The following is a 14,743-nucleotide window of genomic DNA, read 5'->3' on the forward strand; positions in this document are numbered from 1 at the left end:
ACCACGCGCCCCCTTCCGCACGAGAAGGGGGCGCGCACCGCTTCTTCGCTCCCGCGGGAGCGACCGCGTCAGCCCGACCGGCCCGGTACGTAGCGCACGGCCAGCAGGGCCACGTCGTCGTCGTTGTCCGAGGGGCGCGCACGTGCCAGCAACTCGTCGGTGAAGGCCTCCAAGGGGTGGTGGGCCAGGACCGCGGCGTGCCGACTCAGTCGGTCCATGCCCTCGTCCAGGGTGCGGGCCCGGGACTCGATCAGGCCGTCGGTGTAGAGGATCAGGGTGGCCCCGGGCGGCAGTTCCGCCGTCGCGTCGGGGCGGACCCGCTCGGGCGTGACGCCCAGGAGGATTCCCTGACCGTCGGTGAGGTAGCGGGCCACGCCCTCGCGGGTGACCAGCAGGGGAGGAGGATGCCCGGCGTTCGTCCAGGACAGCTCGCACCGGCCGGCGTTCTCGGTCATGCGGGCGAAGACCAGCGTGGCCATGGAGACCTCGGCGATGCCCAGCGTCGCCTGGTCGAGCCACTCCACGATCTTGCTCGGCGGCTTCTCCTGGGACACGGCGTACGCCCTGAGCATGTTGCGCAGCTGCGCCATGCCGGCCGCGGCCTCCAGGTCGTGACCGACGACGTCCCCCACGGCGAGGGCGGTGGCGCCGTCCGCCAGGGTGAACGCGTCGTACCAGTCGCCGCCTACGTGGGAGGCGTCCGGCGCGGGCAGGTAGCGGACGGCCATGCTGCGGCCGGGTGCGCGCGGGAGCTTCGGCAGCAGATGGCGCTGCATGGTCTCGGCGACCTTGCGCTGACGCTGGTAGAGGCGGGCGTTCTCCAGCGCCAGGCCGGCGCGCCGGGCGATGTCCTCCAGCAGGGCGATGTCCATCGCGGTGAACCGTTCGGGCTGGTCGGAACGGCCCAGGGTGAGGGCACCCAGCACGCCGTGCAGGCTGCGCAGGGGCACCACGATGGCCGAGTGCATGCCGGTCGCCTCGAACAGGCGCCGCTGCTCAACAGCGATCCCGGAGTCGGGCGGCCCCTGATAGGTCTCGGGGCCGGCGAAAGAGGACGTGACGCCGCGCAGGGCGCGGGACAGGGGCATCAGGGACTCCTGCAGCACCGGCGGCATGGGCCCCTGGAGGTCCTCCCGGAACACCACGGTGTCGTCCTCGGCCCGGGCGACCGCGAAGCGCCGTACCTCGTCCCGCTCGTCGATCAGGTCGATGATCGCCCAGTCGGCGATACGCGGCACCACGAGGCTGATCAGGTGGCGCAGCCCCTCGTGGATGTCCAGGGTCGACGTGAGGAGGGTCGTCGTGTCGGCGAGCAGGGCGAGCCGCTCCAGCTCGGACAGCCTCCTGCCGGACGGTGCCCGCTGAGCGGGCTGCTTCCGGCGCCCGGCGGGGTGGAAGAGGATCAGCGTGGCCGACGAGCGGACACCGATGTCACAGGGAGTGGCGAGCCATCCCACCGGCAACAGCGTGCCGTCGCCCCGCTCGAGCCACTCGTCCTCCCCCTGCCGCGTGCCCTCGCCGAGGATGCTGTCCCGTATGCGGCACAGAGCCTTCGGCATCGGTTCCCCGCAGCTGGTGCGGTGCAGCAGCTCGTGAGCGTCCCGGCCGACGAGATCGGCGGCGGGGCGGGCCAGGAGTTGCTCGCCGCACGTGTTGACGGCGACGATCAAGCCCTGCTCGTCCGCCAGGTAAGCACCCGTCCGGAGAGCGTCAAGAATCCTGACAACGGCTTGCCGCGGGCCTTCCGGGCCCCTCATCGCTGCCTCCCGCCGCGGGGAAATCACCGACATCGATGGGGTTCGGGTACCCCCGGGGACACGGATGACCCCCGAGCACCGGCCCTGGAGCCCTAGGGGGCGACGGCCGCGGACATGCGGCCGTCACCTCGTCCCCGCACGCACGCGCCGACGCCTCGACCACCCGGTCGAGTGCCCCGCTCACGTCGTCAGTGCGTGTGACCACTCGCGGCCGGCGTCGGACCTGCGTTCTTGACCGTCAGGGGCAGCAGCTTCTTGCCGGTCGGGCCGATCTGGATGTGGGTGTCCATCTGCGGGCAGACGCCGCAGTCGAAGCACGGGGTCCAGCGGCAGTCCTCGACCTCTGTCTCGTCGAGGGCGTCCTGCCAGTCCTCCCAGAGCCAGTCCTTGTCCAGGCCGGAGTCGAGGTGGTCCCAGGGGAGGACCTCCTCGTAGGTCCGCTCGCGGGTGGTGTACCAGTCGACGTCCACGCCGTAGGGGGCCAGCGCCTTCTCCGCGCAGGCCATCCAGCGGTCGTAGGAGAAGTGCTCGCGCCAGCCGTCGAAGCGGCCGCCGTCGTCGTAGACCGCGCGGATGACCGCGCCGATGCGGCGGTCGCCGCGGGAGAGGAGGCCCTCGACGATGCCGGGCTTGCCGTCGTGGTAGCGGAAGCCGATGGAGCGGCCGTACTTCTTGTCGCCGCGGATCTTGTCGCGGAGCTTCTCCAGGCGGGCGTCCGTCTCCTCCGCCGAGAGCTGCGGGGCCCACTGGAAGGGGGTGTGGGGCTTGGGGACGAAGCCGCCGATCGAGACCGTGCAGCGGATGTCGTTCGAGCGGGAGACCTCACGGCCCTTGGCGATGACCTTGGTCGCCATGTCGGCGATCTGGAGGACGTCGTCGTCGGTCTCCGTGGGCAGGCCGCACATGAAGTACAGCTTCACCTGGCGCCAGCCGTTGCCGTAGGCCGTGGCGACCGTGCGGATCAGGTCCTCCTCCGAGACCATCTTGTTGATGACCTTGCGGATGCGCTCCGAGCCGCCCTCGGGGGCGAAGGTGAGGCCGGAGCGGCGGCCGTTGCGCGTCAGCTCGTTCGCCAGGTCGATGTTGAAGGCGTCGACGCGGGTGGAGGGGAGGGAGAGGCCGATCTTGTCGTCCTCGTAGCGGTCCGCCAGGCCCTTGGCGACGTCGCCGATCTCCGAGTGGTCCGCCGAGGAGAGGGAGAGGAGGCCCACCTCCTCGAAGCCCGTCGCCTTCAGGCCCTTCTCCACCATCTCGCCGATGCCGGTGATGGAGCGCTCGCGGACCGGGCGGGTGATCATGCCGGCCTGGCAGAAGCGGCAGCCGCGGGTGCAGCCGCGGAAGATCTCCACCGACATGCGCTCGTGGACCGTCTCGGCCAGGGGGACGAGGGGCTGCTTCGGGTACGGCCACTCGTCCAGGTCCATGACCGTGTGCTTGGACACACGCCACGGGACGCCCGACTTGTTGGGCACGACACGGGCGATACGGCCGTCGGGGAGGTACTCGACGTCGTAGAACGCCGGGATGTAGACGCCGCCGGTCTTCGCGAGGCGGAAGAGGACCTCCTCGCGGCCGCCGGGGCGGCCCTCGGCCTTCCACTCGCGGATGATCCGGGTCATGTCCAGGACGGCCTGCTCGCCGTCGCCGATCACGGCCGCGTCGATGAAGTCGGCGATCGGCTCCGGGTTGAAGGCCGCGTGGCCGCCGGCCAGGACGATCGGGTCGTCCTCGGTGCGGTCCTTGGACTCCAGCGGGATGCCGGCCAGGTCGAGGGCGGTGAGCATGTTCGTGTAGCCCAGCTCCGTGGAGAAGCTGAGGCCGAACACGTCGAAGGCCTTCACCGGGCGGTGGCTGTCGACCGTGAACTGCGGGACGCCGTGCTCCCGCATCAGCGCCTCCAGGTCCGGCCACACGCTGTAGGTGCGCTCGGCGAGGACGCCCTGCTGCTCGTTGAGGACCTCGTAGAGGATCATGACGCCCTGGTTGGGCAGGCCGACCTCGTACGCGTCCGGGTACATGAGCGCCCAGCGGACGTCGCACTCGTCCCACGGCTTGACCGTGGAGTTGAGCTCACCACCGACGTACTGGATCGGCTTCTGCACGTGCGGGAGCAGAGCTTCGAGCTGCGGGAAAACCGACTCGACAGGCATCTCGCGAACCTTCATGGGCTGACTGGGGGATCCCCCGGCCGGAGGCTGGGGGCGGGTGACCATCTAGCGTAACCCGACCGGCGGGCTCCCCCGAACGCTCAGCCGGTCGCCCGGGGCCCGCTCTCCGTCCGGCGCCGGGACAGTTCCGCTTCCGTCGCCGCTGCGCGGGCCTCCTCCCTGCCGTACAGCAGGCCGTATGTGAAGGTGCTCTCACCGGCCGCGTCGGCCACCGCGGACAGCTCGCGCAGGGTCCGGCGGGCCATGACGCTGTCCTGGTGGTCGCCGAGGAGAGTGGTCAGGGTTTTCATGGACCGGGTGAGGGAGCGGGCGGGGGTGCCCAGGGCCTCGGTGACGGCCTCGGCGGCGTAGCGGGTGCGCTTGGCCTTCTTGCGGGCCTCGTGCAGGGCGAGGTCGCGTTCCTCGCCCGGCGGCAGCTCCAGCGCGTGCTCCAGGACCGCTGTGAGCTTCTTCTCGTCCTTGCGTACGGCCTTGGTCAGCGCCTTCTGCGGCTTCTTGCCGGCCGCCTCGCGCAGCGGCGGGTCGGCGAGCAGGGCGTCCAGGGTGTCGAGCAGGGTCAGGTAGCGGCGGGAGTCCAGGACACCGGTCAGGTGGGCGTGGGCGCCGCTGTGCCGGGCCTCGGCCCAGGCGGTGAGGCGCTCGAGGACGGGGCCGGTGACCAGGGCGGGCGGGAGCGCTTCGAGGGCGGTGGTCAGGCGGTCGGCCAGGACCTCCTGGTCGCGGTCGACGCCCAGCTCGGCGGCGAGCCATTTCAGTTCGGCGCCGACGGGGTCGGTGACGGTGCGGTCCAGGAGGGTGCCGAAGGTGCGCAGGGTGCTGCGGGCCCGGCGGGTGGCGACCCGCATGCGGTGCACGGAGTCGGGCAGGCCGCGGCGGACGGCGGGGTCCAGCTCGACCAGGGTGTCGCGCTGGGCGCGGAGGTAGGCGAGCACGTGATCACCGGCGGTCACCGGTGGCCGGGGGGTGGCCTTGCCGCGCCGGCGCCCGCGCCGGCCGCCGGTCAGCTCCAGGGCGCGGGCCAGTTTCGACGGCGTGTCGGCGGGGCGGACGCCGGACCTGCGCAGCCGTTTCTCCAGCCGGTCGAGGAGGGCCGGGTCACCGCCGTCGGCGAGTTCCACCTCGATCTCGGTCCACTGGGCGGACCGGCGCTTGCCGGTGAGCCGCTCGGCGGTCACGGTGTCGAGGCTCGCCTCGGCCAGCAGGATGCCCTCGGCGTCGACGAGGTGCCGCACGTCGCGGGCCGAGCGCAGCCGGACCAGCGGGACCAGCTCGGCGTCCCGGACACGGGAGCGGACGAGGGCGGCGATCTCCTCGGGGACGGTGTCGGAGAGCGGGGCCCGGATCTCGTCGCGGACCCCGGGGGCGACCGGGAACTTCAGGTGCCAGCCGGCGTCCGAGCCGCCGGTGCGGCGGCGCAGGGTGAGCGAGTCCGCGGCGAGGCGTTCGTCGGCGGTGTCGTAGTAGGTGGCGTCCAGGTCGACCAGGCCCTTGTCGAGGACGGCCGCCACCCCGCCGGCCCCGGTCAGGTCGGGCAGCCCGCTGTCGTCGGATTCGTACTTGCGCTCGATCTCGCGTTTCGTATCCGCCATGCACCGAATCTAGTTCTCCGGTGAGCGGTACGGCAGAGGGCCACACCGGTCCGGCGTCCGGGGGCGGGGCCCCGGGCGCCGGCGGCCGCCTTGGACCGGGCCGCCGGTGGGCTACGCCGACATGGGGCGCTGCACTCTGATCGACTGCAGCAGTCCGATCGCCACCCACACCGCGAACATCGAGGAGCCGCCGTACGACACGAACGGCAGGGGCAGGCCCGTGACCGGCATGATGCCGAGGGTCATGCCGATGTTCTCGAAGGACTGGAAGGCGAACCAGGCGACGATCCCGGCGGCGACCGTCGTCCCGTACAGCTCGGTCGAGTCACGCGCTATCCGGCAGGCCCGCCACAGGACGACGCCGAGCAGGAAGATGATGAAGCCCGCGCCGACGAAGCCCAGCTCCTCCCCCGCCACCGTGAACACGAAGTCGGTCTGCTGCTCGGGGACGAACTGGCCGGTGGTCTGCGAGCCGTGGAAGAGCCCGGCCCCGGTGAGTCCGCCGGAGCCGATGGCGATGCGGGCCTGGTTGGTGTTGTAGCCGACGCCGGCCGGGTCCAGGTCCGGGTTGGCGAAGGCCGCGAACCGGTTGATCTGGTACTCGTCCAGGATGTGCAGCTGCCAGATCGCGATGCAGCCGATGACGCCGGCGGTGAGCAGGCCGAAGACCCAGCGGTTGGAGGCGCCGGAGGCGAGCAGCACGCCCAGGATGATCGCGACCATCGCCAGGACCGAGCCGAGGTCGGGCATGAGCAGCAGGATCAGGATCGGTACGGCGGCCAGGCACAGGGACTGGAACACGGTCCGGTGGTCGGGGTACGGCTTGTCGCCCGCGTCCACCCGGGCCGCCAGCAGCATGGCCATGCCCAGGATGATCGAGACCTTGAGGAACTCGGCGGGCTGGAGCGAGAAGCCGCCGATGACCAGCCAGTTGCGCTGGCCGTTGATGGTCGCGCCGAGCGGGGTGAGGACCACGAGGGCGAGGAGCACCGACAGGCCGTAGAGGATCGGCACGGCGTTGCGCAGGGCGCGGTGGCCGAGCCAGAGCGTGCCGATCATCAGGGCGATCCCGATGCCGAGGTTCATCAGGTGCCGGACCAGGAAGAAGTACGGGTCGCCCTGGTTCAGCTCGGTGCGGTTGCGGGTCGCCGAGTACACCAGCAGGGAGCCCAGCAGGGACAGGCCGGTGGCCGCGAACAGGATCGGCCAGTCCAGCCGGCGGGTGAGCGAGTCGCGGGCGAAGATCCTGGTCCAGCCGGCCCGCTCGGGACCGTACCCGGAGACGGAGAAGCTGTTCGTGCCGGTCATGAGGGCATCCTCCGGCTTCCCCTCCCGCGGGACCGGCGGCGGGTGTCGCGGTTGCCCGTGCCGGGCGAGGGCGTGGTGCCCGCGGGCTGCTGGTCGTCGCCGTTGGTGGGGTTGTTCTTCTGGGCGGCCTCGGCGTCCTTGGCCGGGTCGCCGGTGACCTTGGGGGCGGCGATGGTGCCGTCGGTGCGGACCTTGGGCAGGCCCTTCTGCGGCTCGGGCAGCAGCGCCTTCTTGTTGTCGACGGAGCCGTCGCCCTGGACGCCGTAGAGCGCGCTGTAGATGTTGCGCACGGCCTCACCGGAGGCGCCGGAACCCGTACCGGCCTGGGCGATCGTCATGATCACCGTGTAGTCCTTGGAGTAGGTGGCCAGCCAGGACGTGGTCTGCTTGCCGTAGACCTCCGCCGTACCGGTCTTGGCGTGCAGCGGGATGCGGTCCTGCGGCCAGCCGCCGAACTTCCAGGCCGCCGTACCGCGGGTGATGACGCCCGCGAAGGCGTCGTTCATGCCCTTGAGGGTGGCCTGGCTGACCGGCAGCCTGCCCTTCTTCTTCGGCTTGATCTCCCGCACCGTCCTGCCGTCGGCGCTGATGACCGCCTTGCCGATGGTCGGCTGGTACATGGTGCCGCCGTTGGCGACGGCGCCGTAGATCACGGCCTCCTGGATCGGGGTGACGAGGGTGTCGCCCTGGCCGATGGAGTAGTTGATCGAGTCGCCCTCGCGCATCTTGTTGCCTTCGAGGCAGTTCTCGTAGGCGATCTTCTCGACGTAGGAGCCGTCCTTCTTGCCGGTCCTGCACCAGGCGTCCTTGTTGGCCTTCCAGTAGTTCAGCTTCCACTGGCGGTCGGGGACGCGGCCGGTGACCTCGTTGGGCAGGTCGATGCCGGTCTCGCTGCCGAGGCCGAACTGGTGGGCGGCCTTGTAGAAGTAGTCCTTCGGCTGGCCCTTCTTGGGGTTGATGCCGCCGTCCTTCTTCCACTCCTTGTCGGCCAGGTAGTAGAAGACGGTGTCGCAGGAGACCTCCAGGGCGCGGCCCAGCGGGATCGGGCCGAAGCTCTCGCCCTCGAAGTTCTTGAAGACCTGGCCGCCCACCGAGTAGGAGCTGGTGCAGGGGTAGCGGCCGTCGAAGGCGTAGCCGGCCTCGACCGCGGCGGCCGTGGAGACCACCTTGAAGGTCGAGCCGGGTGCGGCCTGGCCCTGTATGGCCCGGTTGAGCAGGGGGTAGTCGGAGTCCTTGCCGGTGAGGGCCTTGTAGTCCTTGGCGGAGATGCCGCCGACCCAGACGTTCGGGTCGTACGTCGGCGCGGAGGCCATGGCGACGATCCGGCCGGTCTTGGCCTCCATCACGACGACGGCGCCGGAGTCGGCCTTGTAGTTGGTGCCGGTGATCTTGTCGAACTGCTGGCGGGCGGCCTTCATCGCCTTGTCCAGTTCGTACTCGGCGACCCGCTGGACGCGGGAGTCGATGCTGGTGACGAGGTTCGAACCGGACTCGGCCGCGTCCGACTTGGCCTTGCCGATGACCCGGCCGAGGTTGTCGACCTCGTAGCGGGTGACGCCGGCCTTGCCGCGCAGCACCTTGTCGTAGGTCCGCTCCAGGCCGGAGCGGCCGACCATGTCGGAGCGCAGGTAGGGCGAGTCGCTGTCCTTGGCCTTCTGGATCTCGGCGTCGGTGACGGGTGAGAGGTAGCCGAGCACCTGCGCGGTGTTGGACTTGCCGGGGCCCGGGTAGCGGCGGACGGCCTCGGGCTCGGCGGTGATGCCGGGGAAGTCCTCGGAGCGCTCGCGGATCTGCAGGGCCTGCTTGGCGGTGGCCTCGTCGGTGATGGGGATCGGCTGGTACGGCGAGCCGTTCCAGCAGGGCTGGGGGGTCTTCGCGTCGCACAGCCGGACCTTCTGCATGACCTCCGTGGGGCTCATGCCGAGGACGCCGGCCAGCTTGGTCAGGACGGCCTTGCCGTCGTCCTTCTGCTTCAGCAGGTCGGTGCGGGAGGCGGAGACCACCAGGCGGGTCTCGTTGTCCGCGAGGGGCACACCGCGGGCGTCCAGGATGTCGCCGCGCACGGCGGGGTCGACGACCTGCTGGACGTGGTTGCCGGAGGCCTCCTTCTGGTACTCGGCGCCCTCGCGGATCTGCAGGTACCACAACCGGCCGCCGAGCGTGCCGAGGAGGGAGAGGACCAGGATCTGGATCACGACGAGCCGGGTCTGGACGCGTGGGGTCCGACCGGTCTCGGGGATGTTGGTCACTGTGGCTTCCTCCCCCTCTCAGTGCGCGTGTACGAGAACGTGTGCGAATGATGAACGAGCGGCCTGTGAACCCGCGTTCCGGGAAAGCCGACCCGTTCGGGTGAACTCACCGGGAGTGGACCCGCCCGCCGGGGACCCGTCCCCCGTGGACTCGGCCGCCGTGGACTCGTCCGCCGTGGAGCCACCGGTGCCGAAGTGACCGCCGTTCACAGCCGCTTGACCCCCTTGATGCGGCCCACCCGGGCGGAGCGCGTGCGGGCCTTGGCCTTCAGCGCGCCGAGGCCCCCGCGCTGGCTGCCGATGCGCAGGCCGGTGCCGGAGGAGAGCCAGCCGGAGGAGATGTCCCCGGCCTTGGCCGCGGGCCCGGACTCGGTGAGCGGGTCGTTGTCGGCGCGGCGGGCCAGCCACATCACCCCGGGCACCACGAACGGGGCGAGCAGCAGGTCGTACAGGGCGGCCGAGAACAGCAGTCCGGGCAGGCCCACATGGCGGGCGGCGGTGTCGCCGACGAGGGCGCCGACCCCCGCGTAGAGCAGGGTGGAGCCGAGGGCGGCGGCGACCACGACGGCCATGGGGCCGGTCGCCGACTTCAGCCGGCCGTTCTCCGGCTTGACGAGTCCGGCGAGGTAGCCGATGACGCACAGCACGAGCGCGTACCGGCCGGCGGCGTGGTCGGCGGGCGGGGCCAGGTCGGCGAGCAGACCGGCGCCGAAACCGACCAGGGAGCCGCCCACATGGCCGTACACCATCGCCAGGCCGAGGACGGTGAGCAGCAGCAGGTCGGGGACAGCGCCCGGCAGGTGCAGCCGGGCGAGGACGCTCACCTGGATGACCAGGGCCACGACGACCAGCGCGGTGGAGAGCAGGATCCGGTTGACACGCATGGGGGATTCAGCTCCTACTGCTGCTCTGCGGTGTCGGGGGCGTCGGCCGACGGGGTGACCGTCACGGTCACCGTCGGCGTCGGGACCGGCTTCGGCTGGGCCGGGAGCACGGTGTCCCGCGGGTCCTTCTCCGGTGCCTGGACGACCACGCCGACGATGTCGAGCTTGGTGAAGCTGACGTACGGGGTGACGTAGAGGGTGCGGGTCAGGCCGCCGCCGGAGGGGTCGACCCGGGAGACGACACCGACCGGGACACCGGGCACGAACGGCTTGTCGGCCTGCGAGCCGAACGTGACGAGCCGGTCGCCCTTCTTCACCTCCGCCTTGCCGTTGAGCAGTTCCACGCGCAGCGGGCGGTCTCCCTGCCCGGAGGCGAAGCCGAGTTCGTCGTTGCCTTCCATACGGGTGCCGACCGTGAAGTCCGGGTCGTTGGCGAGCAGCACGGTGGAGGTGCTGGGGCCGACGGTGGTGACCCGGCCGACCAGGCCGTCCCCGTTCAGCACGGTCATGTCCCGCTTGATGCCGTCGTCGGCGCCGACGTCGATGGTGATGGTCCAGGAGAAGCCCTGGGCCGAGCCGATGGCGATGACCTGGGCGCCCTTGATGCCGTACTGCCCCTCGCCGGCGATCCTCAGCACCTTGTCGAGCTGCCTCAGGCGGCTGCGGTTGCGGTCGTCGCTCCCGAGTTTGGCCTTGAGGGCCGCGTTCTCCTTCTCCAGCGTGGCGAGCCGGTCGTGCCGGCTTCCGGAGTCACGGATCGCGGAGACGGCGTTGCCGACCGGGTCGACCGCGGAGGACAGCCCGTTCTCGACCGGGCCGAACGCCGCCGCGGCGGCGTGCCGGGCACCGTCGACCGGGGAGTTCCGGCCTCCCCGGATGTCCACCGTGATCAGCGCGAACGCAATGGCGACCAGCAGGACCAGGAGCAGCCGGCTCTCTTTCGTGTCCCTCACGTGCGGCGGCCGTGCCCTTCCTCAAGTAGGAATTCGGGGGCCCTGGACAACGCGAATGGTGCGGCGCAGAACCAAGAGGCCCGTTGGGGGAGCTTATGCCTCTATATCAACGATCCGCCGCACGAGAGGAGAACGTCTCGTACGGCGGAATCGCTGCGTGGCGTCATCTGCGCGGCTGGGCGTCCAGAACCTGCTGCAGCGCCTCGAACTCCTCGACGCACTTGCCGGAACCGAGCGCGACGCTGTCCAGCGGGTCCTCGGCGATGTGGATCGGCATGCCGGTCTCCCGCCGCAGCCGCTCGTCGAGCCCGCGCAGCAGGGCTCCGCCGCCGGTCAGAACGATTCCTCGGTCCATGATGTCGCCGGACAGCTCCGGCGGGCACTTGTCGAGGGTGGTCTTCACGGCGTCGACGATCGCGTTGACCGGCTCCTCGATGGCCTTGCGGACCTCGGCCGCCGAGATGACGACGGTCTTCGGCAGCCCGGACACCAGGTCGCGGCCGCGGACTTCGGTGTGCTCGTCGGTGTCGAGGTCGTACGCCGAACCAATCGTGATCTTGATCTGCTCCGCCGTCCGCTCACCCAGCAGGAGGCTGTACTCCTTCTTGATGTACTGGATGATCGCGTTGTCCAGCTCGTCGCCGGCGACGCGGATGGACTGGGCGGTGACGATGCCGCCGAGCGAGATGACCGCGACCTCCGTGGTGCCGCCGCCGATGTCCACCACCATGTTGCCCGTCGCCTCGTGGACCGGCAGGCCGGAGCCGATGGCGGCCGCCATGGGCTCCTCGATGATGTGCACCTGCCGGGCGCCCGCCTGGGAGGACGCCTCGATGACCGCGCGGCGCTCGACGCCCGTGATGCCGGAGGGCACGCAGACGACGACCCGCGGCCGGGCCAGATACCGCCGCTTGTGGATCTTCAGGATGAAGTAGCGGAGCATCCGCTCGGTGATCTCGAAGTCGGCGATGACGCCGTCCTTCAGCGGGCGGACCGCCACGATGTTGCCCGGCGTCCGGCCGATCATCTTCTTCGCTTCGGCACCGACCGCGAGGATCCCACCCGTGTTGGTGTTGATCGCCACGACGGACGGTTCGTTCAGTACGATTCCGCGACCCCTGACGTACACCAGCGTGTTGGCGGTCCCGAGGTCGACAGCCATGTCACGGCCGATGAACGACATTGAGTTCCCCATCCGGATTCATCTGGCCTTCCTGCGCTTTTGAGGGCATGTCAGGTCGGCGAGGCGGGTGCTGTGACGTGAAGGCTTCCATCGTAAACGCGCCTGCACGAACACTGCGCGAGGGTCTCCGCCATTGTCACCAGATGGCGTGCCGCCCCGCTTGTGGAGACGGGCGTTCGGGGGCGCTCGTTCCCTCAAATGCCCGGACCATGCCCGAAAGGTCCGGGGCCGGCCCGGACCTTTCCGCGGCTGCCGCAGGGGTCACGCGCGCCCGGGGAAGAAGATCTTCACCTCGCGCTCGGCGGACTCCTCGGAGTCGGAGGCGTGGATCAGGTTCTCGCGGACGATCACGCCGTAGTCACCGCGGATCGAACCGGGCGCGGCGGCGATCGGGTCGGTCGGGCCGGCCAGCTGGCGCAGCCCCTCGATCACCCGCTCGCCCTCCACGATCATCGCGACGACCGGCCCCGAGGCCATGAACTCGACCAGCGGCTCGTAGAACGGCTTGCCCTTGTGCTCGCCGTAGTGCTGCTCCAGCGTGTCCTGGTCCAGGGTGCGCAGCTCCAGCGCGGTGATCTGCCAGCCGGCCTTGCGCTCGATACGGCTGATGATCTCGCCGGTCAGGCCTCGACGGACGGCGTCGGGCTTGAGCAGGACGAGGGTGCGCTGGCTCACGGGGGGCTCCTAACACGGCTTACGGGTGTGCGGTGGGACGAGGTTACAAGAGCGTGGCCTGGCGTCGTTACGCAGCGTCAGCCGTGGAGGAACCGGAGTCCGCCTGGGCGGCGAATCTCGCCTTCGCCTCGTCCACCTTTCTCCCGAAGTGCACCGATGCCCACCACAGCGCGGCGAACACCGCGCCCATGAAGTACATGGTCGGGACGAACACACCGGAGGCGATCAGGGCGATCTGCAGGGCCCAGCCGAGGGCCACCCCGCCGGGCCGGGTCACCATGCCGCACAGCAGCACGCACAGCAGCATGGCGGCACCGCTGACCAGCCACACCGTCGAGGTGGACAGGTCCGGGTCCTTCATGGCGACGAGCCCGGCGAAGCCGATGACGAAGAACTCGCCGATCAGGGTCGAGGAACAGAGCGTACGCATCTCTTCGCCTCTCAGCCCTTCCCCAGCAGCAGCCGGGCCTCGCCGACCGTGATGACGGAACCGGTCACCAGCACACCGCCGCCGGCGAACTCGCCCTCCTCCTCGGCCAGCGTGATCGCGGCCTCCAGGGCGTCCGGCAGCCGCGGCTCCACCTGCACCCGCTCGTCGCCGAACACCTCGACGGCGATCGCGGCCAGCTCGTCCGCGTCCATGGCACGGTGGCTGGAGTTCTGCGTGACGACGACCTCGGCGAAGATCGGCTCGAAGGCCTCCAGCACGCCCCGCACGTTCTTGTCGCCGCTCGCGCCGACGACCCCGATCAGCCGGGTGAAGTCGAACGCCTCCCGCACGGCCTCGGCGGTGGCCTCGGCACCGGCCGGGTTGTGCGCGGCGTCCAGCACGACGGTGGGAGACCGCCGTACGACCTCCAGCCGGCCGGGGGACGACACGGCCGCGAAGGCCTTGCGCACGGTGTCGATGTCCAGCGGCTCCGCGCGCTGCGCGCCGACACCGAAGAACGCCTCGACGGCGGCGAGCGCGACGGCCGCGTTGTGCGCCTGGTGGGCGCCGTGCAGCGGGAGGTACACCTCCGGGTACTCGCCGCCGAGGCCGCGCAGCGTGAGCAGCTGCCCGCCCACGGCGACCTGCCGTGCCACGACGCCGAACTCCAGGCCCTCACGGGCGACCGTGGCGTCCACCTCGACGGCCTTCTTCAGCAGCACCTGCGCGGCGTCCACCGGCTGCTGGGCCAGGATGACGGTCGCGTCCTGCTTGATGATGCCGCTCTTCTCACCGGCGATCTCGGCGGGCGTCTCGCCGAGCCGGTCGGTGTGGTCGAGGTCGATGGGGGTGACCACGGCGACATCGCCGTCGATCACGTTCGTCGCGTCCCAGGAGCCGCCCATGCCGACCTCCACGACGGCGACGTCCACGGGGGCGTCCGCGAAGGCGGCGTACGCCATGCCGGTGAGCACCTCGAAGAAGGACAGCCGGTACTCCTGCTGTCCGTCGACCATCTCGACGTACGGCTTGATGTCCTGGTACGTCTCGACGAACCGCTCGGCGGAGATCGGGGCGCCGTCCAGGCTGATCCGCTCGGTGATCGACTGCACGTGCGGGCTGGTGTAGCGACCGGTGCGCAGCTCGAAGGCGCCGAGCAGGGCCTCGATCATGCGGGCGGTGGAGGTCTTGCCGTTCGTGCCCGTGATGTGGATCGAGGGGTACGAGCGCTGGGGTTCGCCGAGGACGTCCATCAGCGCGGAGATCCTGCTGACCGAGGGCTCCAGCTTGGTCTCGCCCCAGCGGGTGGCCAGCTCCGCCTCGACCTCACGCAGCGCCTTGTCGACCTCGGGGTCCTCCGGGCGCGCGGGGACGTCGGCCTGGGGCGGGCCCCCCTGGGTGCGCAGGGTGCGGCTGCCGGCCTCGATCACCGCGAGGTCGGGGTCACGGGTGGTCTCGGCTTCGATGATCTCGTCGAAGCTGTCGAGGGGGTCGGGCTGGTCGGTGCCGGGGTTGTCGCTCACGGGGCCAGTCTACGGAGCGGGAGC

The 14,743-nt window shown here is 70.7% G+C and carries 11 protein-coding genes; all 11 read right to left on the reverse strand.

The features are described 5' to 3' along the window. Positions 1 to 68: 68 nt before the first annotated feature. Positions 69 to 1,757 (reverse strand): SpoIIE family protein phosphatase, encoded by a 1,689-nt coding sequence (locus IEZ20_RS01780; RefSeq protein ID WP_229895834.1) that lies wholly within the window; start codon positions 1,755 to 1,757, stop codon positions 69 to 71. A gap of 188 nt (positions 1,758 to 1,945) precedes the next feature. Beyond that, the gene (locus tag IEZ20_RS01785) at positions 1,946 to 3,907 is read right to left on the reverse strand and encodes a TIGR03960 family B12-binding radical SAM protein (protein ID WP_189294263.1); all 1,962 of its coding nucleotides are present in this window, start codon (positions 3,905 to 3,907) and stop codon (positions 1,946 to 1,948) included. 98 nt (positions 3,908 to 4,005) lie between these two features. After that, entirely contained in the window at positions 4,006 to 5,514 is a 1,509-nt protein-coding gene (locus IEZ20_RS01790) for a CYTH and CHAD domain-containing protein (RefSeq protein ID WP_189294264.1), read from the reverse strand. Between the two features lie 111 nt (positions 5,515 to 5,625). Next, positions 5,626 to 6,822 (reverse strand): rod shape-determining protein RodA, encoded by a 1,197-nt coding sequence (gene rodA / locus IEZ20_RS01795; RefSeq protein ID WP_189294265.1) that lies wholly within the window; start codon positions 6,820 to 6,822, stop codon positions 5,626 to 5,628. Continuing rightward, positions 6,819 to 9,071: a penicillin-binding protein 2 gene (gene mrdA / locus IEZ20_RS01800; protein WP_189294266.1), complete on the reverse strand. Its 2,253-nt coding sequence runs from the start codon at positions 9,069 to 9,071 to the stop codon at positions 6,819 to 6,821. The genes rodA and mrdA overlap by 4 nt, the downstream gene beginning before the upstream one ends. Positions 9,072 to 9,277: 206 nt before the next feature. After that, a complete protein-coding gene (gene mreD, locus IEZ20_RS01805; RefSeq protein WP_189294267.1) occupies positions 9,278 to 9,955 on the reverse strand; it encodes a rod shape-determining protein MreD in 678 nt (225 codons plus the stop codon). A gap of 14 nt (positions 9,956 to 9,969) precedes the next feature. Continuing rightward, on the reverse strand, positions 9,970 to 10,908 hold the full coding sequence (gene mreC, locus IEZ20_RS01810) for a rod shape-determining protein MreC (protein ID WP_189294268.1): 939 nt from the start codon (positions 10,906 to 10,908) through the stop codon (positions 9,970 to 9,972). A 163-nt stretch (positions 10,909 to 11,071) separates the two neighbouring features. After that, on the reverse strand, positions 11,072 to 12,091 hold the full coding sequence (locus IEZ20_RS01815) for a rod shape-determining protein (protein ID WP_014672705.1): 1,020 nt from the start codon (positions 12,089 to 12,091) through the stop codon (positions 11,072 to 11,074). A 261-nt stretch (positions 12,092 to 12,352) separates the two neighbouring features. Further along, positions 12,353 to 12,766 (reverse strand): nucleoside-diphosphate kinase, encoded by a 414-nt coding sequence (gene ndk / locus IEZ20_RS01820; protein WP_189294269.1) that lies wholly within the window; start codon positions 12,764 to 12,766, stop codon positions 12,353 to 12,355. A 67-nt stretch (positions 12,767 to 12,833) separates the two neighbouring features. Next, positions 12,834 to 13,196 (reverse strand): DUF4233 domain-containing protein, encoded by a 363-nt coding sequence (locus IEZ20_RS01825; RefSeq protein ID WP_189294270.1) that lies wholly within the window; start codon positions 13,194 to 13,196, stop codon positions 12,834 to 12,836. A gap of 11 nt (positions 13,197 to 13,207) precedes the next feature. Beyond that, positions 13,208 to 14,719, reverse strand: coding sequence for a bifunctional tetrahydrofolate synthase/dihydrofolate synthase (gene folC, locus IEZ20_RS01830; protein ID WP_189294271.1), 1,512 nt, complete (start codon positions 14,717 to 14,719; stop codon positions 13,208 to 13,210). Between the last annotated feature and the right edge of the window lie 24 nt (positions 14,720 to 14,743).

Source organism: Streptomyces cinerochromogenes, assembly GCF_014648635.1.
GTDB lineage: Bacteria > Actinomycetota > Actinomycetes > Streptomycetales > Streptomycetaceae > Streptomyces > Streptomyces cinerochromogenes.